We start from the raw sequence: 26,765 nt of genomic DNA, 5'->3' as shown, positions 1-26,765 counted from the left end.
TGACAAATGATAATGATTATCAGTATCTTTAGTGTAGAAGATATTTGCGTCGGAAATCACAGAATTACAATTTCGTTTTTGTTGTCATAGCCGGATTACATAACCGGGATAAATGAGAGAGGGATGATCGCATGTTTCGTCTGGAGACGACCAAGCTGGATATCGCTTATGAGGAAAGACTAATTGTAGAGGATCTGAATATTCAGATTCCCCAAGGAAAAATTACAGCACTTGTTGGAGCCAATGGTTCAGGGAAGTCAACCATCCTGAAAACGATGGCACGCATTATGGCTCCAAAAGCAGGTAATGTATTGCTCGACGGGAAGTCCATCCATAAACAGTCCACGCGTGAAGTTGCCAAGCAACTTGCGATTCTGCCACAGAATCCAACAGCCCCTGAAGGTCTTACCGTTACTGAATTGGTATCGTATGGTCGCTTTCCTTATCAAAAAGGATTTGGCTCCATGCGTGCGGAAGACAAACGTATGATTGAATGGGCTATTGAAGTGACAGCCATGACTGAATTCCATGATCGTCCGATTGATCAACTGTCCGGTGGACAGCGTCAACGTGCCTGGATTGCCATGGCACTTGCCCAAGAAACAGATATCCTTTTCCTGGACGAGCCGACTACATTCCTGGATATGGCTCACCAGCTCGAAGTATTGCAATTACTGGAGCAACTGAATGCCACAGCCAACCGTACCATTGTTATGGTTGTGCATGACTTGAATCATGCTTCCCGCTACGCACATCACATGATTGGTATCAAAAAAGGTAAAGCCATCGCTCATGGTTCACCTGTGGAAGTTATGAACTCAGATGTACTTCGTGAAGTATTCAACATTGAAGCAGATATCGTGATTGATCCGCGTTCCGGTGTACCGCTCTGCTTGCCTTACGCTCTTGCAGGCGAACGCCAGCAATCGAAGACGCCAGAGCAGCTGGTCATGAACAGCGCGATGGTTCATGCTGGAGGACGGGCAGAACCACGTGTTCAAGCGACAGGAAGTTAACGAAATGGGCCATATGTGGTCCTTACATTATAGAATGAAGCCGCTGTGCGCTATCGCACGCGGCTCTTTTGCATTCATGGGGGATTTGCAATGCATGGGAGCAAAGGGGACGAGTAGACCCGGGATTTGGTAATCACATTGGATCAGGTTTATAATAATAGGACAGGCTGTGGGTTCATTGGTTATGCCAACGTGCTCGCAACAGCCCAAACCAACATATGTCATGGGAGGAATCAGTCATGTCCGTATATTCATATCAGGCGGTAACCACCGCGAACCAAGAAGTCTCACTGGATCTGTATCAAGGTAAGGTATTGGTCATTGCCAATACAGCCAGCAAGTGTGGGCTGACCCCGCAATACGGTGAATTGCAAAAGCTTTATGATCGTTATCGTGATCAAGGCTTGGTTGTACTGGGTTTCCCTTGTAACCAGTTTGGAGGGCAGGAGCCAGGTACAAGTGAGGAAGCGGAATCATTTTGCCAGATTAACTATGGTGTGAATTTCCCGGTGTTTGCCAAGGTAGATGTGAATGGTGAGGGCACTCATCCCCTGTTCCAATACCTGAAGGAGCAACAACCTGGCGTAGGTGAAACAAGCGACATTCAATGGAACTTCACCAAGTTTCTTGTTAACCGTGAAGGTGAAGTGGTAGGTCGTGTTGAACCGAAAGAATCTCCGGAGACAATGATTGCAGATATCGAGAAATTGCTCGGTTAATACAAGAACGTTTGAGAAGCCTGTCCTTGCATAAGCAAAGATGGGCTTCTTTGATTATTTTATATACGCAGATTTATTCTCTTCACAGGTATGAGTTGGATCCATGAGATCAACTCTGTAATGAAAATTGAAGCCATTTATTTTTTGTATAAGTCAAACATGAATGCAGAAGACGCCTCTAACTTTATACGTCCACACTGCATTCATACAGGGATCACGGAAGCCATTACATAGCATAAACCCGCCCAAATCCGGGGACAATGAAATCAATACAATGAAGGGAAGAAAGGCTTAAATACAGGGAAATGACCTCCTTCGACAAACTTTTTTTGCTCAACCTATTGCAATGTGAAAAATATCACATTATAATGAGTGTATAAAGTGAAATAAATCACATACACAGTTTCGAACAAGAAGTGAAATGTTTCACAACCATAACAACCTTATATTCAAACTCATTTATATATTTCGAGGAGGAACTTTTAATGAAAATCGCAGTTATCGGATGTACACACGCAGGAACCGCAGCCATCGTAAATACCGCTAAATTGTACCCGGATGCTACCATCACCGTGTATGAGCGCAATGACAATATTTCCTTCCTATCTTGTGGCATTGCACTCTACGTAGGTGGGGTTGTGAAAGACCCTGACGGTTTGTTCTATTCTTCGCCTAATCAACTGGCAGAGCTTGGTGTTGAGACCAAGATGCTTCATGAAGTAACAGCAGTAGATGCCAAGGGCCATACCCTTCAGGCTAAAAACCTGCAAACCGGGGAAGAATTTGAAGATACGTTTGACAAACTGATCGTGACAACGGGGTCATGGCCTGTCGTTCCAAAGCTTGAAGGCATCGAGATGGATAACATTTTACTTTGCAAAAACTACAATCATTCCAACACGATTATTGAAAAAGCCAAAGATGCCAAACGTGTCACCGTTGTAGGTGCAGGATATATCGGCGTAGAGCTGGTGGAAGCTTTCCAAATGAACGGCAAGGAAGTTACCCTGATCGACAGTGTGGACCGGATTTTGAATAAATACTTGGACCCTGAGTTCACGGATGCGATTGAAGATACGTTGACTGGACGCGGCATCAAGTTGGCACTTGGTCAAACGGTACAGAAGTTTACTGGTGAAAATGGCAAAGTGACTAAAGTGATCACGTCCAAAGGAGAGTTCGAAACCGATCTGGTTATTCTGTGCATTGGTTTCCGTCCAAATACAGAGCTGCTCAAAGGCCAAGTGGATATGCTGCCAAACGGCGCAATCATCGTGGATAAATATATGCAAACGAGTCAAAAAGACGTCTTCGCTGCGGGTGACAGCTGTGCTATTCATTACAACCCAACAGGCAAAGCATCTTACATTCCACTGGCAACCAACGCCGTGCGGATGGGTACACTCGTAGCCCGTAACCTGGTTCGTCCTACGACACCGTATATGGGTACACAAGGAACATCGGGTATCAAAATTTATGAGCAAAATATCGCGGGTACAGGGATGACGGAAATGTCTGCTGCTGACGAAGGCCTGATTGTTGAATCTGTCGTACTGGAAGACAGCTACCGTCCGGAGTTCATGCCAACGGCTGAGAAACTGTTGCTCAAAGTAGTATATGAGCAGGCTACTCGTCGGATCGTTGGAGCACAGGTGATGTCTCAGGTTGATCTGACTCAATCGATTAATACAATCTCGGTTTGCATCCAAAATAACATGACCGTAGATGAGCTGGCCTTCATCGACTTCTTCTTCCAGCCACATTACAACAAACCGTGGAACTTCCTGAACACGGCGGGTCTGCAAGCACTGCCTCCAATAGAAGTAAAAGCACCAGCAATGGTGTAAGGAAGCAGAATAGATGGTTGAACAGAGGGCATGATAAACGCCATACAAAGATAAGTCATGCTTGTCCGTAAATAAGAGGAGTACAATAACTGCCAAGATTCGAAACAAGGCGGATGATTATAAAGGAAAAGAAGACTGGCGAGTATATCGTCAGTCTTTTTTGTGATTTTTTTAGCTACAAAAGGCCTTACTACACTCTTGCTGTCATAACTATTCCAAGACACTCTTAAAGTATCTTTTTAAACAACATTGTGATAATTTGCACAAAGTTATGTTTAGGACCGAGATACAATTGAGATATGGTATTCAACGCATAAACAAAGGAATTCAGATGGTTTTATCCAACGATGAACAATGAAGGAGAGGATGAATGATATGGCAGCAAAAACACCTCTTGAGGTTGCACAATATACGGCGCAGACAGGCATGAAGAAGGCTCAATATCCGGCGTCTTCTGTACTGGTGCTTAGTTTTCTGGCAGGTGCTTTTATTGCGCTGGGGTTTCTACTGGATATTCGAGTGATTGCTTCTGCGCCAGCAGAGTGGGGAAGTCTGGTCAATCTGATTGGAGCGGCAGTGTTCCCGGTTGGATTAATCTTGGTACTCATCGGTGGTGGAGAGCTGTTGACAGGTAACATGATGGCAGTTCCACTTGCAACGATTGCAAGAAAATTATCCGTGGGTAGCATGTTGAAAAATCTAACCTTAGTGACGATTGGTAATTTTGTTGGAGCTTTGTTTGTCGCGTACGCGTTTGGACATGTGCTGGGTCTGACCGGAGAGGGTGTATATCTGGCAAAAGTGGTGGATATGGCTGGGCATAAGCTGCATGAGGGTTTCCTGCAAGCTTTCATCTCTGGCATCGGCTGTAACTGGCTGGTCGCGCTGGCCGTGTGGTTATCTTATGCTTCGGATACGATGAGTGGCAAGGTACTGGGCATTTGGTTTCCAACGATGGCATTTGTGGCGATTGGATTCCAGCACGTTGTGGCCAATATGTTCCTCATCCCGGCGGCAATCTTTGAAGGACATTATTCGTGGGGTCAATATGTGATGAATTTCATTCCGGTATGGCTCGGGAATCTGACTGGTGGTGCTCTGTTTGTAGCTGCAGCCTATTGGGTGGTGTACCTGCGCCAAGCTGAGCCGAAAGTGAAGCCGGAGATAGCAACGTCGATCGAAGCTGTGGAGACGGAGGCTAGAGTGATGTTGAGCAAACAAGCATAGCGGGCACAGCGTAGCATGTGTGCACGGGTTATAGAAGAGAAGACGATTCTGATCTTGCTCGGTTCATGGCGAATATGCTGTGAGGGAGCAGGGCGGGATCGTTTTTTTGTATGGGGTTCTTGTTGGAGTCTAACGCAAAATAAATTCGCCATGACAAGGTTCGGGGGAACGAAACCTGTTCATGGCGAATTTCGGGAGTGGTCCATGATATGGCATGAGGAGGAAGTGGGGAAACACTAGCCTAATGCCTTATTTTTAATTTACCCCTGAATTCTGAAGTTGAATCAAACTCAAAAACATTTTTTTGAAAATAATTTAAAGCCGCTATAGCGGCGAATATGAAGCAAAAACATACTGTTCTCTTTACGCGATAACCTCGAAGAAGATATGATATAGGGATAGCTTTTAAAGAAGGGAGCCTTACGATGATCGATCAGGAGAATGGTGTATTTGCGGCGGTGTGCCCGCTCGACTGTCCGGACACTTGTGGTCTGTTATTACATAAAGAGAACGGCAAAATTGTGAAGGTGGCAGGCAATCCGGATCATCCCATAACCAAGGGTGCCATCTGTAATAAAGTTAGAAATATGACTGAGCGGGTGTATCACCCCGAGCGTCTACAATATCCGATGAAACGTGTAGGAGCCAAAGGTGAAGGCAAGTTCGAACGAATTAGTTGGGATGAAGCGATTCGCGAGATTACGACCAAATTCACCGCATTGTCCGAAACCTACGGCCCGGAGAGCATCCTGCCCTACAGCTTTTACGGTAACATGGGCATTCTCGGCGTAGACGGTATGGATCGGCGTTTCTTCAATGCGCTTGGTGCGAGTGTACTGGAGCAGACGATCTGTAACTCTGCTGGAAATACGGGCTGGAAATATACGATGGGTGCCAACCGGGGAACGGTGCCGGAAGATACGGAGCATGCGGATCTCATCCTGGTGTGGGGCGGCAATATCGTCAGTACAAATATGCACCAGGTCGTTTTGGCGGAGAAAGCCCGTAAGAAAGGCGCCAAGATTGTCGTCATCGACGTTCATCGCAATCGTACCGCCCAATGGGGCGACTGGTTTATTCCGCTGTATCCGGGCACGGACAGCGCACTGGCGCTGGGTTTGATGCATGTGCTATTCGAACGGGGACTAACGGATGAAGCGTTTATGCAAAAGTATACGGTAGGTCATGAAGCACTGCGTGATCATGTCCGCAGTTACACCCCTGAACGTGTTGCACGCATTACGGGCGTGCCGGAGGAAACCATTGTGGAGCTGGCCGAACTATACGGCAACGCACAGGCAGCCCATATTCACATCGGCAATGGCCTCCAGCACCATGATAATGGGGGGATGAACGTGCGTAGCGTTGCATGTCTGCCTGCCATTACAGGGCAGTGGCTGAAGCAAGGCGGCGGTGCCGTTCGCACTAACAGCTACGCGAGCACAAATAGCGACGCGCTCGAACGTCCGGAGCTACGGCAGAATCCGGAGCCGCGAGTGGTGAACATGAACCGGATTGGTGAAGCGTTGCTGGAAGCAGAGCAGCCAATCCGAGCGATGATGGTTTACTGCAGCAATCCACTGGTGGTGGCACCGGATACCGAGCGGGTGGAGCGAGGTTTTGCACGGGAGGATCTGTTCACGGTTGTGCATGATCTGTTCATGACGGATACGGCGAAGTATGCAGATATCGTATTGCCAGCCACATCTTCATTTGAAGCGACGGACCTGTACACCTCTTATTGGCATCAGTACGTTCATCTGCAAGAGCCGGTGATTGCACCGATTGGGGAGAGCAAGAGCAATGTGGAACTGTTCTCACTGCTTGGGCAGGCTATGGGGTACGATCCTGCAATCTTCGGAGAAACACCGGAACAGATGATTGAGGACGCACTTCAGGGCACAGGCAACCCCTACATGAATGGGGTCACGTTGGAAGGACTGAAGGAACATCGATTCGTGAAGCTGGATATGACGCCATATGCTGCATATCTGGATCAGCTGCCCACACCTTCAGGCAAAATTGAATTGTATTCCGAGACGATGGAACAGAGAGGGCTTCCGCCGCTCCCTACCTATAGTGCTCTGGTTGAAGGATATGATGGGGAGCATCCGGCTGGACCTGCCGATACGTATCCATTGATGTTCCTGTCGCCGCCAAACCATAATTTCCTGAACTCCACCTTTGGTAATTCAGCCAAACATCAGCGTTTGGAAAAGATGCCTTTATTGCAGATACACCCCGAGGACGCCATCCGTAGAAACCTAGAGGATGGAGATGAAGTAGTCGTATGGAATGATCGTGGGCGCATTGAACTTACCGCCAAGGTGAGTGAAGCCATGCTGCCGGGAACAGTGATTAGCCAAGGCTTATGGTGGGATGGTGACGGGAAGAAGCAGCGGGCGAATTCACTGACGTCCAATCGGTTGTCGGACATGGGGAACGGGGCGACCTTCTTCTCAGCCACTGTTGAAGTGAAGCGTCAATGAGTGTGCTTGCAGCATGATTTTTTTGAGGTAAGATGAACAAAGGCTAGAACTTGAGCAGGATTATAGTGCAATTGATGTAACACTTCATAAAACCTTCGCTCTGGCTGGTTATATTTATGCCGTCAGGGCAAAGGTCTATTTTTTATGGCCATTTGTATGTGCAGAGGTACTAAGGAGAATGAACTAGAGATGATGAGATGGCTGGATAACTATCCAAAAGAAGTGAGAGTATTTTTATTAGCAAGTCTGGTTAACGCAACAGGCAGTGCCTTGATGTGGCCGCTGACCACCATGTATGTGTTTGATGAGCTTGGACGGACGATGGCAAACGCGGGTTTTGTAATCCTCATTCAGTCCCTGGGTGGCATCTTTGGACAATTGCTTGGTGGTTCGTTGTATCACAGAGTAGGCGTGAAGAAGCTGATTATTGGCTCACTGGCGCTTAATGCGTTAGGTTTGTTTGCGTTGCCGTGGATTAGTGCGTATTGGGTCGTATTTATATGTGCCATGGGCTGGATTGGTCTGTTCAGTTCATTGTCGCTGCCAGCGATTCAAGCCTTTATTGGCTTCCGGTTTGCGGAGCGACGCGGTGAATTATTCAATATTATCTATGTGGCGAACAATATCGGGGTGGCGATTGGTACGGCGTTGAGCGGTTTTCTGGCTGACTTTTCCTATCACCTCAGCTTTGTACTGAACGGGGTGACCTCAGCCGGATTTGCAATTTTCTTCTGGTATTATCTGTCGCGGGTTGAACCGGATCAGGGGGAAGTACATCTGACGAAACGGAAAACCGTCCCCGATGGGCCGGGCGTCTGGGCATTGCTGGGGAATACCCGACTATATCTGTTTATGAGCTTGGGCGTACTCTTCCTGTTATTCGGCAACTCCATCTGGAACACAGGTGTGTCCCCGTATATCATCTCTGAGGGTATGGAAAAAAGAATGTACGGTCTGCTCTGGACCCTGAACGGGGTGCTGATCTTTGTGGGCCAACCTTTTACCAGCTGGGTGAAACGGACCATGGCCCGTACCTCCACTGCCCAGATGACGGCGAGTGCGGTATTCTATGGCATGGCCTACATTGTGATGATTACCATGTACAGCTATCCAGGCATGGTGCTTGCAATGGTACTTGCCACGTTTGGAGAGATGTTGATCTCCCCTGCAACGCCTGCATTTATCTCCGAGCATGCTGGCAGGGCGGCACCTTTTTACATCGGGATATCGGGTGGGATCGGTGCGGTTGGACGGGTTATCGGCCCCTATGCGATGGGGGTCATGTATGACAAACAGGGACTTATTCCGGTAGCGTGGCTGGCAACAGGCACAGCAGCTATTGCGGTACTTGGTTTTGTGTTGCATGCGGTGTTGAACCGTAATCGTGAAGTGAAGGAGTATGGAATGGACGCCTAACAGATCTCATCGGGTTGGATAGGATGCGGAAGGAAGAACGAGTTGAAGTGGACGGTAAATCCACTGTAAACTGTCTGTTCATCCGTAAATTATGGTTGACAAAAAAATGTATTTATGCTATAATTTACATATAAAAATATTCCGTATATAATAAGATTCTCCTGGCCAGGGGAATCTTATTTTTGTTTGTACGGGAGGAATAAGTATGAAGCAAAATGAATCCAGTATCACATCATTGATTTCGACTTTTGGCCGAGCCTATCACAGCCAACATGACACACCCCTCATTTTCGATGATTTTATGGCGAGATTGCTGATCTCTCCTCAAGAGTTTTCAGATATCAGCAATAACATGGTTAGAGGCATTCATTTTTTCAACCCGGATATGGCTCACGAGCTCAAGGACGACCCGGAAAAGGTTCTAAAATGGATTACCCAGGTACAGTTATCTCCAATAACTCTGGCTCGGGCCGCTTACTGTGAGCATGTACTTTTGCATGAAGTCGCGTTGGGATTGAAGCAGGTAGTCATTCTTGGCGCCGGGATGGATACGTTTGCTTTGAGGCATCCGGAATTGGAGGACACGCTGGATATCATTGAAGTGGATTATCCGGCTACACAGCAATTCAAGAAAGAGCGGCTGAATCAGGCCGAGCTGACTATTCCGGACAATCTTCACTTGGTACCCATGGATTTTACGCGTGAGCTTTCGAATGACAGCTTGACTATTGAAGGTTTGAAGAAACGGAAGACGTTGGCTAGTCTCTTGGGTGTTTCGTATTATTTGCCCCAAAATGATCTGTTTAACGTGATTCGTCATGTGTTTGCGAACCTGCCAACCGGAAGCTCTATAGTTCTGGATTATGCAGATGAGCACCTTTTTGAGGAAAAAGGAATGTTTAATCGGGTTGAAAATATGGTTAAATTGGCTGCAATGGGTGGTGAGCCGATGCAATCCGGCTATGCATATGTGGAGATGGAGGCCTTGCTTGATGAAGCAGGGCTACTTATTTATGAGCATCTGACTCCCGAGGCGATTCAGGAACAGTTTTTCCAGGATCGAATCGATCATCTAAGGGCATTTGAAACGATACATTTCATTCACGCAGTAAAAAAATAAATCGATCCGGGCATGTAAGTCACCTATATAGCCCGCATTTGCATAGTAGCGGCAAACCTTCACCCTGTGGCAGGGTGAAGGTTGTTTGGTTTGATCAAAGGAACAGCACAAACCATGATTCTGTAGCCAATAACATCACACGTGATACAAATGTTCAACAATCAGACTTGTTAGTGTGCAATTCCATGTCATTCAATGTCCTCCCCTCTATTTGTGCATAATGCCCATATAATAGAATGGAACTGGTTAAAGGCAGGAGGATGCATACGATGTACAAGGTTTTGCTGGTTGATGATGAATTTATGATCTCGGACGGGATCTCCAGTGTGGTGAACTGGTCCAGATTAGGAACAGAACTGATCGGCATTGCTCAAGATGGATTGGAAGCGCTTGCTTCAATTGAGCGGCAACGCCCGGATATCATCATCTCGGACATCCGCATGCCGGGAATGGATGGGTTACAGCTGGTTGAAGCTGTGGCAGAGAAGTATCAGCATATCTCGTTTATCATGCTCACGGGTTTTACGGAGTTCGAATATGCGAAAACGGCCATGCAGTATGGGGTGAAGCACTATTTGCTTAAGCCCTGCAGCGAGGAGCATCTTGTACAGGCTATCAGTGAATTGGTCAGTGAGAAGCGAGAGTTAACCGATCAGGAGCGTTTTGTGCAGTCGATCCAATATGATCTGGAGCGTGTACTGCCGCATGCCAAGGAATATTTTCTGAAAGAGCTAGTCACGAACAGAACATACGGGGTCAAGGAATGGAAGTATTTCGAGGAATTATTCGATGTACAGTTTCAGGATCAGCGTGTGCGGTTGCTGCTGGTAGAGATTGAGGGGGATCATGAGTATTTGCACTTGTTCGCGGTGAAGAACATTGCCGAAGATATTTTTCACAATCCCATCTTAAGTGCCACGGTTGGAAGGCATGTGCTACTAATTATGGAGGACAAGTTGTCTGAAACGCAGTTGTTCCATAATATCGATGAGATTCGCGCCACATTTACCCGATATTATCATGATGATCTCACGATAGCGCTAAGCGAGCCAGGAGACCTCTCGCAGGCACGCCATTTGTACATGCAGACGCTGGTTTATCTCAATTACCGCTTTTACCTCGGTGAGGGCAGTCTCATTATGGAACGGGATATTTACTCTCCCGGAGAACGCATTCTTCCTGAATTCGAATACGATCCGGAGCGGATGGTTACTGCAATCAAGGCGGGACACTGGCAGGAAGTGGGATCAGAGCTGAACCGGATGTTTCAGCTGCTTGCCAGCTTGCGATACGATATATCCCAAACGAAGTCCTATCTTATTCAGATGTTTATGGAGATGATTCGACTCAGTGGCTCTGCCGAGATGAAAAGGTATATGGACCAGTTGCCAGGCATGATTGAATCCAGCACCTTGCATTCTTTTCAACAGTTTCTGCTTGCCGTCGCCAAAGAAATCACCTTGCGCCGCTATGATCAACATCGCTCCAGACAATCGCAGATGGTAGGTAGTGTGAAACAGCTGGTAGAGAAACGCTACAAGGACGAGACATTAACACTCCAGTCCATCGCTGGGGAAATATACATGAATCCAGACTACATCGGCAAAATGTTCAAAAAAGAAACGGGTGAGAAATTTACGAACTATGTGTTAAGCTACCGCATCCGTAAAGCGTTGGAGCTTCTGGAGCAGGACGGGAACTGCACTGTATCCTCGCTTGCCGAACAGACAGGCTTTGGTGCCAACTGGCCGTATTTCAGCAAAATGTTCAAGAAATACACGGGTTTCTCCCCTTCCGAGTATAAAAAAGTACCCTAAGACAGCGTTGCTGTCGCTTCTACATAGCTAATCTTTATATCCGATCTACATCTAATCTGTGATCGGGCCCTGTACGCCATTCATCGGCAGCAGGGTCTTTTTTTGTCGGACGGAACTCGGTTTTGAACATCCATTTATCGGAAATGAGCATGGGAAGAAAAGGCGCTCGCTTCTATCATTAGAAGTGTCATGTTAGTGAATGAACATCGAGAGTGGAGGTTGAGTGGATGGAGCTGAATCGAAGCCGGGGGATTGAACCTGGGCGTTTGAAGCCAGCTGGCAAATGGAGTTCGGTGAAAAAGGAACTTGTCCGCAACAGATACGTTTATCTGATGCTCGTTCCTGTGGTAGCCTACTATCTGATTTTCAGCTATGGGCCAATGTACGGGCTACTGATGGCATTTCAGGAATCCTACAACCCGATCAAAGGAATCTTGGCAGGCGAATGGGTCGGATTTGACAACTTCACCATGTTTTTTGAAAGTTATTATTTCTGGCGACTGATTAAGAACACACTGATTTTAAGTTTTTACAGTATTGTGTTTGGTTTCCCGGCTCCGATTCTACTAGCACTGCTACTGAATGAAGTCCGGAAGAAGTGGTTCAGAGGTGCAGTACAGACCATCAGTTATATGCCGCATTTTATTTCGGTTGTCGTCGTGGTTGGAATGTTGAAAACGTTCTCATCTTTGGACGGTGGCTTGTTTAACGTCATTCGTGACTTTTTCGATCTGCAGCCAATTATGTTTTTGGCAGAAAAAGATATGTTCCGTCCGATGTACATTCTGTCCAACATATGGCAGGGCGCAGGCTGGGCCTCGATTATTTTTTTGGCAGCACTAAGTGGTATTGATCCTCAGTTGTATGAGGCTTCCAAAATTGACGGCGCAGGCCGCTGGAGACAGCTGTTACATATTACACTGCCGGGCATTATGCCCACGATTGTGATCATGTTAATTTTGCGTATGGGGGCGGTCATGAATGCGGATTTTCAGAAAATATTGCTGATGCAAACAGCACCGACCTATGAGACATCGGATGTCATATCCACCTTTGTTTATCGATCCGGTATTTTGGAGGGGAACTATACGTATTCAACCGCCATCGGACTATTTAACGGCGTCATTAATTTCGCGCTGCTCATTATCGCAAACGCGATCAGCAGAAAGCTTAACTCAACCAGTCTATGGTAATCGGAAGGTGAAGCGATGAAACAGTCTATAGGGGAACGACTTTTTGATGTATTTAATACACTGCTGCTCTTGGTGATCATGGTTTTATGCTTGTACCCGATGCTGTACGTGTTCAATTCTTCAATCAGCGACCCGGACCAGATGCTGCGTTCCCGTTCACTGATGCTCATTCCTGAAGGTTTTCAGCTGGGAGCGTACAAGTCGGTATTTCAGGATACTCGCATCTATACGGGATATATGAACACCTTGTTCTATGTTGTGGTGGGTACCGCCATTAATCTGCTCATGACTTCACTGGCTGCATATGGGCTGTCACGCGGTGATCTGATGGGCAGAAAAACGCTGATGAAATTAATTACGTTCACGATGTTCTTCGGTGGGGGTATGATTCCGACTTTTCTGCTGATTCAGAATCTGGGCATGGTGGATACCCGTTTTGCGCTTATTATTCCGGGTGCCATCAGCACATTCTATTTCCTCATTATGAAAACAAACTTTGAAGGCATCCCGATCAGTCTGATCGAATCGGCGAAGCTTGATGGTGCCAATGACTTTCTGATTTTGTTCCGAATTGTACTGCCTTTGTCAAAGCCAATCCTGGCGGTCATGATGCTGTATTATGCGGTTGACCATTGGAATGATTATGTCGGACCGATGCTCTACCTGCGCAGTCAGGAGTTGTATCCGATCCAGATTATTATGCGTGATATTCTGATCAGCAGCAGTACAGAGGCCATGGGCGCTGGCGCCGATACCGGCTTTGCCATTGGGGAGAACATCAAATATGCGACGATTATTATCTCCACACTGCCGATCATGCTGGTATATCCGTTCATCCAACGTTATTTTGTTCAGGGCGCTCTAATCGGTGCTGTGAAACAATAAAAAATGTATCCTATGGAGGCGAATTACGTGAAAAAAAGAATGGGGTCCATCCTGTTGTCATCGCTACTTACCATGTCTTTACTGGCGGGCTGTACAGGTGATAATGAACCAGGTAACGCAGAGCCAGCAGAAGGAACAGAACCTGCGGTTCAGGCGTTGACCGAGATTCCGCTACCGATTACAAGTGAGCCATTTACCATTGATTACTGGCGCGCCAATGATGCCAAACTGACAGCTTCCTTGAACAATTTTGGCGATATGGCGGCTTATAAGGAAAAGGAGAAGCTGACAGGCATCAAAGTGAAGTTCACACATCCTCCGCTTGGACAACAGCGTGACCAGTTCAATCTGCTGATCTCCACGAAGGAGCTGCCGGATGTCATTTATTATAACTGGGCGGATGCCGTTGGCGGACCGGAAAAAATGATCAAGGACGGCCGGATCATCCGGTTGAATGAATTGATCGACAGTTATGCACCGAACTTAAAGCGGATTATTGAATCCGATCCGGATGTGAAAAAACAGATTGCACTCGACGATGGCACGATCTATATGTTCCCGCTGCTGAAGCTGGATGCATTGAAGCTGAATGCCACTTCAGGTTTAATTATGCGCCAGGACTGGCTTGATAAATTAAATCTCAAAGTACCTACCAACATTGATGAGTGGTATACGGTGCTTAAGGCATTTAAGGAACAGGACCCTAACGGCAACGGCAAGCCAGATGAGCTACCATTCACCGGAAACTGGGGACCGGGCAACCTGACCAAGCTCCATGATTTTGCCGCGGCATTTGGTGTCATTGGTGGTTTCCAGATGAATGGAGACAAGGTGGAGTTTGGACCGATTCAGCCGGGCTACCGTGATTTCTTGGAGACCATGGCCAAGTGGTACAAAGAAGGGCTGATTGATCCCGAGATCATGACCAATGACGGTAAAGCTTTCGATTACAAGGTTACCAGCAATCTGGCAGGCGCATATCAGGGTGGTGTGTTCAGCGGCATGGGGAAATACTTTAATCTGATGAGAGATACGGATCCGAACTTTAACGTGACGGGTGTACCATGGCCTGTATCTCCGGATGGAACTTCGTATGCGACATTTAATCTGGACACTAAAGTGTTGTCTTATGGTGAGGCTATTACGGCTTCCGCAGACGAAGACAAATTGAAATACATTGTACAGTGGATGGACTACAACTATAGCGAAGAGGGTAGTGATCTGTTCAACTTTGGTATCGAAAATGACAGCTATGTTCGTGACGGGGAAGGTGTCAAATTCACAGATACCATCATTGATAATCCGAACGGTCTAACGTATGACCAGGCACTGGCTTCCTATGCCTTATCCATTATGGACGGTCCAATCAATCAGGATAGTCGTTATCTGGATGCATTATTATTTGACGATGGACAGCGTGCGGCAAATGCGGAATGGATGAAAGCAAGCTCAGCATTAACGCTTCCTCCAATTCGTTTGTCAACAGATGAGGTGACCACAAGTACATCCATCATGAGTCAGGTGAATACGTATTTGAATGAGACGATGACTGCCATTATTAGCGGACAGAAGCCGATCACCGAATTTGACAAGATGGCCGAAACAATCAAGAGCATGGATATTGACCGGGCGATTGAGGTTCATCAGGCTGCGTATGATCGATATCAGTCTAAATAAAACGTGAGAAATCGAGCGCTAAAACTTTGGGGAAACCTTCCTGTATGTGATATACCTAGTAGTATCACGTGGTTCAAAGGAGCGCTTTGGTCATGACAGCCTACCGCAAACTCAGCATCAAAATGAAAATGTTTCTGATGATTATGTTCATGATGGCGTTTGTCATCATCCTCGCGTTTGGGTCCTTGTATTATACGTACTCGGTGTATGACAAACAGCTGTTTGATAAGTCGTCCCGACTTCTGAACCTTTCTTCGTCTACAGTGGATGTTGAACTTCAGAAGTTGGAAGCGGTATCATTAAACATGATCTCCGATACGCAGATTCAAAGAGCCTTGAAGTCGTTGCTGGATGACGATAGCGCATATTCAAGCTTTATTGAACGAAAAAAGATCACGGATCGGCTATGGGAGCATATTAGTGGGGCTGCACGATATGTGCAGTCCGTTCATCTGATTGATTCCAGGGGAAGAGTCAATAAATATGGCGAGACACTAACCGTATCTCAGGAAAAATATGATCGGATGATTGCGGCTGCGGAGCAGGCCAATGGTGCAGTGCGCTGGTTATACCCGGATGACGATGACCCGATGCTGGTTATGGTGCGTCAAATGCGAGCCTATGAACCGATGACCCTGGAACCGGTAGGCATCCTGTTTCTGCGTATTAATATCGAGCGACTCGTCGAGGAGTATGCGGGCATCGATAGCCAGGACAGTGACATTATTTTAAAAGCAGGTAGTGATGTGGTGTATCCTTATCGCCAGCTTCCAGAAGCGGTGTCCGCCGGACTGAATCCACTTCCAGGCAGTGGGGGATATGAGATCAAGAATCTGGATGGGAGGGAGATATTTCTTTCCCAGAAGAAATCCGCATACACCGACTGGGTGTATTATAATATGGCCTCTTATGATGAAATTTTTGAACGTATTATATGGTTGAAAAATAGTTTGATTGTTGTTTATCTTATCGCCATTCTGGTTGTTCTCGCGCTTGGTATGGTGTTCGCACGAAGTCTGACAAGGCCGATCAGGCAACTCATCAGTCAGATGAAGGAGGTTCAGTATGGGGATCTGGAGAATATAGACGCCAATCTGTCCATTCCAACGCACCAGCACATGGATGAACTGGGGTTACTACAGCGTACGTATCGACTGATGATTACACATATTAATACATTGATTAAAGAAAATTATGCAAGCCAGTTGGTCATTAAAGAAACGGAGTTCAAGGCGCTACAGGCGCAGATCAATCCCCACTTTCTGTATAATGCGCTGGATTCGATCCATTGGCTCGCCAAAAAGAACAGGCAGGAGCAAATCTCCAGTATGGTGTTATCACTCGGATATTTGCTGCGTTCCTCCATCAGCTTCAAACAAAATATCATTACCATTGCGGAAGAGCTGGAGATCGTCAATCATTACATCACCATTCAGACCTACCGTTTCCGGCAACGGCTGGATTTCCGTATGGATGTGCCTGCTTCTTATCTGGGTTGTGCCATTCCAAAGTTGACCCTACAGCCACTACTGGAGAATGCCATTCAATATGGTTTGGAACCACAGGTTGGATCATGTCTGATTCGAGTGTATGCCGAGATATCAGCTGGCAAGCTGGCTCTTATCGTGGAGGATCACGGTCCCGGCATGGAACCCGAATATGTGGAACAGGTGCTGCGCGGTGAAGTGAAAACCAGAGGCACAGGTATTGGTCTACTGAATATCAGGGAGCGGGTACGTCTGGCTTTTGGCGAAGAATATGACGTTCTGCTGGAGAGCAGGCCGGGGCTTGGAACGAGAGTAACGGTGCTGCTGCCACCCCCATCACCAGGTAAGGAGGAGAAGTTATGGGAAGATGGATGCGAATGATAGGCATGCTCTGCCTTATGCTGACTCTTCCTGGCTGCGTGAACCAGTTGGATCAAAGGCCAGGCATGATTGTGGAAGAAGAGCCGATAACGCTACGAATCGCTTGGTGGGGTGGAGAGTTCCGCAACAATGCAACGATTGCCGTTATCAACCTGTATGAGAAGTTGAATCCACATGTGAACATTGAATACGAATATAGCAGTTTCAACGAATACTGGAGAAAACTTGCCCCACATGCAGCAGGCAATGCGTTGCCCGACATTATCCAGATGGACATCTCCTATCTGTCCCAGTACAGTTCGCTGCAACTGTTGGAGGACATGACGCCGTACATGCAGAGCGGGCTGATTGACACGACAGATATTGAGAAGGAACAGCTGGAGAGTGGTAGCCTGAATGGAAAAACCTATGGTCTCAGTTTGGGGGTTAACGCCATGCTCAGCATCTATGATCCGGAAGTGTTAAAGGCCCATGATATTGAATTGCCAACGGATACGTGGACATGGGCGGATTTTGACCGGATGGGCGAGCAATTGCTCGGGAAAGGCATCTATCTGGGAACCTATTTTACGCCGGAACAGTTTTTCGCGTATTACTTGAGACAGTATGGTTCCAAGCTATACGCGGAGGATGGCAAGAGGTTGGGGTATGAGGATGATGGGCTGTTTATTGAGTACTTTGGCAGGATGCAGAAGCTCGCGGAAAAGAAACTTATTTTTGCACCGGATATCTGGACATCAGACATTGGCCAGCCTGATAACGACCCGTTTTATCTGGGAGAGGCTTTGTTTAGCTGGGGGTATTCCAACCAATTTATCAGCACCGCTCAGCGTTATGGCAAACCCTTAACCATCTCCCCAATGCCTGGGCCAAACAGCCAGGATGGATTGTTCTTGAAGCCAGGCATGTTTTTCTCCATGGCGGGTAATTCCAGACATAAGGAGGAAGCTGCCAAGTTCATCAGCTTTTTTGTGAATGATTTGGATGCCAATCTGCTGCTCAAAGGGGAGCGGGGTGTGCCCGTCTCATCCAGTGTCAAAGAGCGGATGAAGCTGGTGGTTGAACCGGAGCTGGCGCAGGTGTTTGATTATATCGATTGGGTTGCGGATAACAGCACTCAGATGGACCCGCCTGATCCCGTAGGTGCGCCAGAGGTCACTGCGGTATTACGTGAGTTGTATGATCTGCTGCTGTTTGGCAAAATTACGCCTGAGCAAGCGGCGGTGGAATTTCGTGAACGGGCGAATGCCATTCTGGGTGGGAAGTTATAAGAATGGACTAGATCATATATGTATTTAATGGACTTGGGGCTGTTGTCGTTCACAAGCTCAACCTTCATTCTACTCGGGTGAGGGTTTTTGTTATGGAATGGTGTATATTTCCTCTAGTATAATGAAAATGGGTAGTTGTCCTATCTGTAGATTAGATAGATTCTATCCATATATTAATGGATGAGGAGTGTCAGGACATGTCCATACATCAGATAGGTCACAAGGTGTCTTTTGCCGATATGAAAACGAAGTTGCCTCAGGAGAGCTGGATGTACACTCAGAATGAAGCGCACAACGGTGAATTTGAAGCCGAGGAAGTATGGTTACATTCTGGTGATCTTCATATCAGTGAACTGTTGTTGGATGAAGGACCCTTTTTGATCTTAGTTGAAGGAAATCTGACAGTGGATCGTTATATTGGAAATACAAGTTCCGACGCGGCCAGTTCAAATCTGGTTGTACTTGGGAATCTCATAACGCCCTATATGATCGTGGGTGGGCAGGAAATATATATTACAGGTAATCTCTATGTGGAGGATATGTTCTGGGGGGATTATAACCATGGAGAATTGACAGTGAGAGGGAATGTAGAAGGTGGATTGCTGGTAAGTACCGATCAATATACGATTCAGGTTCAAGGACAGCGTAATGTGAAGCGTCAGCTTGAAGAATGGGAGGATCTCGGACCATGGCGGGGCTTTGACATGTTGGCGTTATTCGTTCCTGAATGTGTGATTGATGAAGATACAGAGCCGTTTCCTTGGCGAGAAGAAATGTTAAAGAGGCTGCAACAAGGACAACCTGTAATCAACCGAAAGTACATTCATGCTGATGAATCAGAGCCAGATGCGCCGGATTGGTTCGAAGATCATCGGATTACCGCTGAGAACATAGAGCGTCTTACTCATCCATCTTTGTTGCCTGTAAGAGAGGAGGATGAGTTACTGAACAGCTATGAATTTTGGTTGGACGAGCAATTTTGCCGAGTATCGGTCTATGGAGATGAGCATACGGAGGGATATTTCCGCAGTCTGTATTTTCAGGATGACCACAATTGTGCATTGTTGCTTAAGATGGAGCCATCAGATCAAGGTTCCAACTCTCCTGATAAACATATCGTACAACCGGGTGAACCTGTCTGGATGATCTCAGGAGCATTTCGTTATCTAAACAATGAGAAGTCGGAATGGAACGTATTTTCGGAGAACTCACCTGCTGATATTCAGCAGTTAAGCGAGCAAGGATGGAGCACCTTGTTGCAGTCTGTATCGAATTATCAGTATGCCCGTTCCTTAATTTCGCACCAACTGATCCACGATTTATTAGCACTGCCTGTCGTGGAGCCATATGACGATTATTATGATGATGATCGGCACGGGCTGTGGATTGGAGAGTTATATTATGCATTTCGACAAGCAGGTCAGATGTCTGATGGTGTTCCCCAGCCAGTTATGCTACGTATTGGAAGAGAGTATGTGGATGCTCAAGGGGAGACGCAGGTGGAAAAATACTATTATACCCTGCACCAACATGCGGACGGCTCGGAAAGTGTGTTGATCGAATACTCGGCTCAGAAGGACGAGGATGAGGAAGAAGAACCGTTGTTGCTTGAACTTCATTATATAGGCGGCTCTCAATTACTACATGCCGTTCAATTGCTCGAACGTGGACGCCAAGTACTCATTCAAGCAAATGAGGATCTACTGAATGGGGAGCTGCCTTACGCTGCTGAATCATTTGCAAAACGATTTTGGAAATCCAAAGGATACCTGAAATGAATAAAACAACCTTCACCTCTAGTTCTGAGGGAAGGTTGTTTTGTCGTTGTATTTACCCAAACTGGGCTTGATGCAGTCGGCTGTACGAGCCTTTGCGCGCGAGCAGTTCTTCATGACTTCCTTGTTCAGCAACGCTACCGTTCTCCACCACCACGATGCGATCGGCGTGTCTAATGGTCGCCAGTCGATGGGCAATCACCAATGTCGTACGACCTTGAGCCAGCTCGGACAACGCCAGTTGAATGGCAGCTTCCGTCTCGGTATCGAGAGCGGATGTTGCTTCATCCAGAATGAGAATTGGCGGGTTTTTCAGGATCATTCTGGCGATGGACAAACGTTGCTTCTGTCCGCCGGACAATTTCACGCCACGTTCACCGATCATGGTGTCCAGTCCATCTGGCTGGGATTGTACCAGCTCTTCCAATTGGGCCCGGCGAATGGCTTGCCAGATTTCCTCATCGGAAGCATTCAGTTTGCCGTATGCAATATTTTCTCGAATCGTTCCATCAAACAGGAAAATATCCTGCTGCACAATCCCGATATGGGAGCGCAGTGATTCCAGTGTCATGTCCTTCACGGGAATGCCATCGATGGAGATATGTCCTGCATCCACATCGTAGAAACGTGGGATCAGACTGCATAACGTCGTTTTACCTCCGCCCGAAGGTCCAACCAGAGCAACCGTCTGGCCTGCCTGGATATCCAGATTGACCTGAGACAGCGTAGGTTTGTGTTCTCCATAAGAAAAGGTAACGTTATGGAAAGCAATATCTCCTTTGACATCCGGAATCGGTTTCGCTTGTGGTGTATCTTCTACATCCGGTACAGCTTCAAGAAGCTCCAGGTAACGTCTGAATCCGGCGATGCCTTTGGGATACGTCTCGATGACAGAGTTAATCTTCTCGATCGGTCCGAGGAATACATTGGAGAGCATCACAAAAGCGATGAATTCCCCGTAGGTCATACTGCCTTGAATGACAAACCAGGTTCCACATACCAGTACAAACAGCGATACAAATTTCATCAGGATAAAACTGAGTGAAGAGTTCCAGGCCATAATACGGTAGGTGATTAGTTTTGTAAGCCGGAAACGTTCGTTGTTCTCAACGAAACGTCCTACTTCATGTTTTTCATTGGCAAAAGCCTGTACCACACGGATGCCGCTCACATTGTTCTCTACTCGTGCGTTATAATCGGCGATATCCGCAAACATGCGCTTGAACGCCTTGGACATTTTGCGACTGAAATACAGCGACAGGTAGATCATCAGCGGCACAATGATGAACGTCATCACAGCCAACTGCCAGTTGATCCCCAGCATAATCCCGAAAGCTCCAGCGAGTGTCATGAGGGCAATGAATAGATCCTCGGGTCCATGATGCGCGATCTCACCAATATCCATCAGATCGTTGGTCATGCGGGAGACCAGATGCCCGGTCTTATTGTTATCGAAGAAGCGGAAGGACTGTTTCTGTACACGCTGGAACAGTTCACGCCGCATATCGGATTCGATGTTAATACCGAGCTTGTGGCCCCAATAGGTCACTGCATAATGGAAAAAGGAACTGAGCAGGTAGATGCCGAGCAACCCGACACACGCCGCTAAGATCATGGACCAATTGCCAGCCGGAAGCAGTTGATCGACCACCCGGTTAACGGCGAGTGGAAAGGCCAACTCCAGCAGAGCGGCAGCGATGGCACAGGAGAAGTCCAATATAAAGAGCCTTTTGTAAGGACGATAATAAGACATAAAACGGCGAAGCATATGTAAGTCCTCCTCAATATGACATAAATGCCCGAGCAGGCTAATTAGCCTGTCCGGACACCTGTATTCATGCTTATGTTATTTACGGTTTTGCTCGGCACGTTCTACGATCATATCGGCGAATTCCTCAGCCTGACCTTGAATCGCAATCGGGTCGAAGTACCAGTAACGGTCTTCCAGCAACTCATACACCTGATTGTTTTTCACAGCCGGCAGGGATTGCCAGATGGAATCGCCTTGGTAATTTTTATTGTTCTCTCCAACGGTTAAGAAGATATGATCCCCTGCATAATCACCAACAACTTCACGCGAAATTTCTTTCCATTGGGTATCACCCATCAGTTCTTTTTTGGTGATTTCGAGTGGGGCAAGTTGCAAAGCACTGTAGACCGCTTGTCCTCCTCGACCAAAATTGTCTCCATATCCATAATAACTTTTGTCGGATACTTCAAGGATGGAGAAGGTTTCCTCCGGTTTAATGACTGTTTTCACCTTAGCGCGAGCGGCTTCAATCCGTTCATCGTACGTTTTCAGCCAAGCTTCGGCTGCTTCGGATTTGTTCATCAGCTCTCCGAATCCCCGGATTTCGTCGTGTACATTGGTGAAAGTACCATACGGAATGACCACGGTCGGTGCGATTTTTTGATAACTCTCAATTTCGCTGGCCTGATCAGAGTAGGTAATGATCAGATCCGGGTTCAAGGCAACAACCTTCTCCATGGATACCGCCGCCCGATCACCAATACTCTCTATGCCCGCTACCTGATCTGCATAGAACGGGTTTTCCAAATAATATTGAACAGCACCAACGGGTTTCACACCCAGTGCGAGCAGATCACTTACGTACATATCGGTAACGATTCGTTTCGGTTCAGCCGGAATTTCAACATCTCCGCTTAATGACTTGTAGATCCGTGTAGCATTTGAATTGTCTGAACCGGACGACGTGTCTGTGTTCGTCTCGGAAGAGGCTGTTGTTGTTTCGGTTCCCGCTGCCGAAGTCTGTTCAGTGGCAGTCGAGCCTGTTCCGCTGCTACATGCAGCCAGAATCATAATGATGGCGAGCATAAGCAGCAAGCCGGAAAAGCGTTTTTTTGCAGCAAACATATTTTTGTTCCCCCTGTGTATAATCAATAATGATTATTATTCTCATTAATAACATAGAGGAAGATGTGATATTTGTACATGGACAACTATGATCACTACTGCATGGACAATTATGATGTGAGGTGACGCATGATATGCTGCAACTGCTCCATAACGGACAAGGGATCAAATCCATAGAACATGTCGGCATCAATCTCGTATACACGTCCTTCACGAACGGCGGATAGGGTGCCCCAGGATTCCTGATTCAGCAGGTTATCCAGCATTTCTCGTTCGGCAGGTTCCTCAGGGAAGGCGACAAACATGTGATCTGCGGCATACAAGTGAATCTCGGACAACGGAACATGAACGTACCCCGTAAGTAACTGCCCATCCTGCTCCATACGTGACGGCGGAGTGAAGCTCAGCGATTGATACAGCACATGAGAAGCTCTGCCCCAGCCATGACCATAGATATAAGCGCCGTCCTCTCCAATCATAAACATGCAAACGGCGGACCCTCGTGTTCCTTCCATCTGTTGGTCTAACGTATGATTGGCTTCTTGCTCCAGTTGATGATATTGATCTAACAACGCCTGTGCATTGGACTCAAGCCCGGTAATTCGGCCCAAAAGAAGAAGCTGCTCCTGCCAATCAATTTCCTCAAAGGGCATCAGAATGGTTGGTGCGATCAGACGTAGTTCATCAGAAGCGGGATGTGGTGCATACCCGATAATGACATCGGGCTGAGCGTTTGCAATCAGATCCGTATGTTTAACAAGCTCATATTCGGAATGCTGCTCAAATTGCTCATGACCATCATGAACATGTTCACCACGTTTTTCTTCCATCCAGCTGGCGACGGCACCCATGTGGGGAGTGTGACCCAATGCCAGAAGTGAAGCCGTATAGTTGTAAGTCAAAGAAACAATCTTTTTGGGCATTTTCCGGTAGTGTGTTGGTGCTGATCCAACCATCTGTTTGAATTTGCGGCTCAGATAAAAGGTGTCCCTGTAGCCTGTCAGTTGTGCAATCTCCTGTAGCGTAGGGTTCGCGAACAACAGATGTTCCTGAGCCATCCTGATTCTGAGACGAGTTACATATTCAACAAACGTAAGACCTGTATGTTTCTTGAACTCCCGTGAGAAATGCTCAGGACTCACATTTGCATCCCGTGCCAATTGTTCGCGGGTTAACGGATGGGTATACATCTGATGGATATGTCTGAGCACGGCATCGAGCCAGGAGTGATCTTCATGAGCAGAATGAGCCGCATGATCCCGCAAAATATCCAGTAACTCATAGAAAAGCATATGTGGCCTGAAGGGGCTGGAATCACGGCCTGCCGTACTGGCTTGAACCAGCTCTACTGCCCTGTCGGTGAGAGTGCGACTTCCAATGGGAACTGGTATCCCGAACGGCCAGAACAGCTGTTCATTTTCAGTGGAATCAAAAGCAATAGCAATGCCCTGTACTGGCGACAGGGAGCCGCGCTTGTTCTCGTGCTGAAGCAGGCTTCCAGCTTGCCGAACGACTGCACAGCCTGCATTTAATGTCAGTTTACCCTCTGTACTGATCAGCCTGGCCTGGCCAGCAGTAATGACGTATAGCACATGAAGTGTGCTCCACATCTCATCTGTACGGGAGAACGCCTCACGGTCATGAAGTTGCACCAGATGGCGCAGCTTGAACAGGGCAGCGGGGATGGACTGAATCTTCTGCAAGGAAACGGAGCGGGACAGCGATTTTTTATGGTAAATAGGCTTGGAAATATTCATTTGATAACTGTCTCCTTACATAAGTCAGCAGGCGCATTTTTCGTCTCATGCCCCTGGTGTACTGGCGTAATTCTCGGATCTCGACTATTATGCAGTATATACTATAAACGGAGTGACGTGGATGGACAGATTGGACAATTCAACTTTTTCTGTGAAAAATAGATAAAGTGGTTGAAATCGCTATCAACACCGACTATAATGAAAATGTCGAAACGTTTCAATCTGGCGTTTACTGCCAGTTTCATTGTATTAGGCACGAACTGTTTATAGAGCGCCAGATTGAAAGACGTGTCATGACCATCACTAATGGTATGGATTGGAACGAGGATTTTTTTTGAGAACACCTCGAAACGTTTCGATTGACATCCATCGCTATGATATGTATAAAGATTAATAAACGATAATGAAGGATTTAGTGGTTGTTCTAACCATGTACCGTATAAAATGTAGATAACCTTAGAATTTGTTCTATATAAATTGAACTAACATTTACACAAAACGGAGAGGGCAGAAAGAACCTGAAGAAGCAAGGCGTTCGCCTTTATCCCCGGATTTTCACCCTTATAAAAGGGAAACAAAAAATCTGGGGATAACAGCGATCGGAAGGTTGTTCTGTCATCGGAGTGGTCAGTGTAAATATTCTGTAGTTCAATTTATATATAGTTTAGAAGGAGCGAACGTGGAATGGCAACGATTAAGGATGTGGCAAAGCTGGCAGGTGTAGCACTCTCGACTGCTTCCTATGCGCTGAGCGGGGATAGCAAGGTTAGTGCCAAGACCAAGGCTAAAGTGCTTGAGGCAGCACGAGAACTGAATTACCGCAAGAACGGCTTTGCCATGGACCTGAAACGGAGCCGGACAAACACGATCGCTTTGATCCTGACCGATCTGTCGGGCCCGTATTACTCGGAGTTGATCCGTAGTGTACAGGATGTAGCCCTTGCGAACGGGTATGACCTTATTGCTTGCAGCTCCATGGGTGGACGGGATTCAACGGCAGTGCGATTTTTGCGTGAAAAAAGAGTAGATGGAGCCATCATCCTGGCGCATAACATCCATGATGATATTCTGGTAGAATCTGCCGGTCATCGTTTTCCGATCATTGTGATGGATCGTCAGCTGTCGAGTGACCATCTGGTCAACGTGTTGGTGGATGGAGAGCAGGGTGGTTACCTTGCAACCCGCCACCTGATCCAGGCAGGACATCAGAAGATTGCTTATATCAGCGGTCCATCCAACTCGTATGACAACGCGCTCCGTTACCAAGGGTATCTGCGAGCGATGCGGGAAGCGGGACTTGAAGAAAAGTCCAAATGGCGTCTGAACGGCAATTTTGTGCGTGAGGGCGGATACAGTGCAACCAAAATGATGATCATGCAGGGCGATCTTCCCTCAGCGGTATTTTACGGTAACGATGAGATGGCGATTGGTGGCCTGAAGGCATTGGAAGAGCGTGGTGTATCGGTGCCGGATGACATTTCCGTGATCGGTTTTGATGATATTCAGTTGTCCGAATATGTGCATCCACCGCTGACAACGATACGCCAGCCGAAGCATGAAGCCGGGTCGCTCGCCGGACATCTGTTATTCCAGATGCTCAATGGCGAAGCGGTTGACCCTTCATATACGTTAACGATTAATATGATCGAGCGCAGCTCTGTACGTTCGATTTAGACCAAGTCTGAACAATAAAGAACTGTCTGCATGCTGAAGTAAAAGTTTAATGATGGGGTTATCGTCCGGACGGGCTGTAAAAAGCCGGTTTGAAGAGGCCCCTATTCTTTTTCAGATTTATCGAAACGTTTCGATTTTA

At 47.0% G+C, this 26,765-nt stretch carries 18 protein-coding genes; 15 read left to right on the top strand and 3 right to left on the bottom strand.

Annotation, left to right across the window (positions count from 1 at the left end; genetic code table 11):
- Positions 1-131: 131 nt before the first annotated feature.
- The 14 genes from NST38_RS28210 to NST38_RS28145 all read left to right on the top strand — a co-directional run bounded on the left by NST38_RS28210 (position 132) and on the right by NST38_RS28145 (position 20,323).
- Complete coding sequence (locus NST38_RS28210) at positions 132-1,016, top strand: ABC transporter ATP-binding protein (protein WP_036612750.1); 885 nt, start codon at positions 132-134, stop codon at positions 1,014-1,016.
- A 239-nt stretch (positions 1,017-1,255) separates the two neighbouring features.
- The gene (locus NST38_RS28205) at positions 1,256-1,735 is read left to right on the top strand and encodes a glutathione peroxidase (RefSeq protein WP_076253672.1); all 480 of its coding nucleotides are present in this window, start codon (positions 1,256-1,258) and stop codon (positions 1,733-1,735) included.
- Positions 1,736-2,220: 485 nt separating this feature from the next.
- Entirely contained in the window at positions 2,221-3,582 is a 1,362-nt protein-coding gene (locus NST38_RS28200; protein WP_074092585.1) for an FAD-dependent oxidoreductase, read from the top strand.
- Positions 3,583-3,957: 375 nt separating this feature from the next.
- Complete coding sequence (locus tag NST38_RS28195; RefSeq protein ID WP_076253671.1) at positions 3,958-4,809, top strand: formate/nitrite transporter family protein; 852 nt, start codon at positions 3,958-3,960, stop codon at positions 4,807-4,809.
- A 425-nt stretch (positions 4,810-5,234) separates the two neighbouring features.
- On the top strand, positions 5,235-7,298 hold the full coding sequence (locus NST38_RS28190) for a molybdopterin-containing oxidoreductase family protein (protein ID WP_101313532.1): 2,064 nt from the start codon (positions 5,235-5,237) through the stop codon (positions 7,296-7,298).
- Positions 7,299-7,490: 192 nt separating this feature from the next.
- Positions 7,491-8,714, top strand: coding sequence for an MFS transporter (locus NST38_RS28185; protein ID WP_076253731.1), 1,224 nt, complete (start codon positions 7,491-7,493; stop codon positions 8,712-8,714).
- A 205-nt stretch (positions 8,715-8,919) separates the two neighbouring features.
- Entirely contained in the window at positions 8,920-9,834 is a 915-nt protein-coding gene (locus NST38_RS28180; RefSeq protein WP_076253669.1) for a class I SAM-dependent methyltransferase, read from the top strand.
- Between the two features lie 269 nt (positions 9,835-10,103).
- On the top strand, positions 10,104-11,651 hold the full coding sequence (locus NST38_RS28175; protein ID WP_076253668.1) for a response regulator: 1,548 nt from the start codon (positions 10,104-10,106) through the stop codon (positions 11,649-11,651).
- Between the two features lie 332 nt (positions 11,652-11,983).
- The gene (locus tag NST38_RS28170) at positions 11,984-12,844 is read left to right on the top strand and encodes an ABC transporter permease (protein ID WP_235193717.1); all 861 of its coding nucleotides are present in this window, start codon (positions 11,984-11,986) and stop codon (positions 12,842-12,844) included.
- Positions 12,845-12,859: 15 nt separating this feature from the next.
- On the top strand, positions 12,860-13,729 hold the full coding sequence (locus tag NST38_RS28165; protein ID WP_036667808.1) for a carbohydrate ABC transporter permease: 870 nt from the start codon (positions 12,860-12,862) through the stop codon (positions 13,727-13,729).
- Between the two features lie 27 nt (positions 13,730-13,756).
- Complete coding sequence (locus NST38_RS28160; RefSeq protein ID WP_076253667.1) at positions 13,757-15,406, top strand: extracellular solute-binding protein; 1,650 nt, start codon at positions 13,757-13,759, stop codon at positions 15,404-15,406.
- A gap of 92 nt (positions 15,407-15,498) precedes the next feature.
- The gene (locus NST38_RS28155; RefSeq protein ID WP_076253666.1) at positions 15,499-17,274 is read left to right on the top strand and encodes a sensor histidine kinase; all 1,776 of its coding nucleotides are present in this window, start codon (positions 15,499-15,501) and stop codon (positions 17,272-17,274) included.
- The gene (locus NST38_RS28150; RefSeq protein ID WP_076253665.1) at positions 17,253-18,545 is read left to right on the top strand and encodes an ABC transporter substrate-binding protein; all 1,293 of its coding nucleotides are present in this window, start codon (positions 17,253-17,255) and stop codon (positions 18,543-18,545) included. The genes NST38_RS28155 and NST38_RS28150 overlap by 22 nt, the downstream gene beginning before the upstream one ends.
- Positions 18,546-18,742: 197 nt before the next feature.
- Positions 18,743-20,323, top strand: a complete 1,581-nt coding sequence (locus NST38_RS28145; RefSeq protein WP_076253664.1) for a hypothetical protein — start codon at positions 18,743-18,745, stop codon at positions 20,321-20,323.
- 52 nt (positions 20,324-20,375) lie between these two features.
- On the opposite strand, the gene NST38_RS28140 is transcribed toward NST38_RS28145, so the two are convergent.
- The 3 genes from NST38_RS28140 to NST38_RS28130 all read right to left on the bottom strand — a co-directional run bounded on the left by NST38_RS28140 (position 20,376) and on the right by NST38_RS28130 (position 24,952).
- Positions 20,376-22,088 carry an ABC transporter ATP-binding protein gene (locus NST38_RS28140; RefSeq protein WP_036612711.1) on the bottom strand — a complete coding sequence of 571 codons (1,713 nt, stop codon included), beginning with the start codon at positions 22,086-22,088 and terminating at the stop codon, positions 20,376-20,378.
- Between the two features lie 78 nt (positions 22,089-22,166).
- Positions 22,167-23,195, bottom strand: coding sequence for an ABC transporter substrate-binding protein (locus NST38_RS28135; RefSeq protein WP_076253663.1), 1,029 nt, complete (start codon positions 23,193-23,195; stop codon positions 22,167-22,169).
- Between the two features lie 110 nt (positions 23,196-23,305).
- On the bottom strand, positions 23,306-24,952 hold the full coding sequence (locus NST38_RS28130) for an AraC family transcriptional regulator (RefSeq protein WP_076253662.1): 1,647 nt from the start codon (positions 24,950-24,952) through the stop codon (positions 23,306-23,308).
- A 684-nt stretch (positions 24,953-25,636) separates the two neighbouring features.
- On the opposite strand from NST38_RS28130, the gene NST38_RS28125 reads away from it, so the two are divergent.
- A complete protein-coding gene (locus NST38_RS28125; protein ID WP_076253661.1) occupies positions 25,637-26,626 on the top strand; it encodes a LacI family DNA-binding transcriptional regulator in 990 nt (329 codons plus the stop codon).
- The last annotated feature ends 139 nt before the right edge of the window (positions 26,627-26,765 follow it).

The organism is Paenibacillus sp. FSL H8-0104 (genome assembly GCF_038050215.1).
GTDB classification, from domain to species: domain Bacteria; phylum Bacillota; class Bacilli; order Paenibacillales; family Paenibacillaceae; genus Paenibacillus; species Paenibacillus amylolyticus.
The sequence above is the reverse complement of the archived record's forward strand: the minus strand, read 5'-3'. Positions and strand labels throughout refer to the sequence as shown.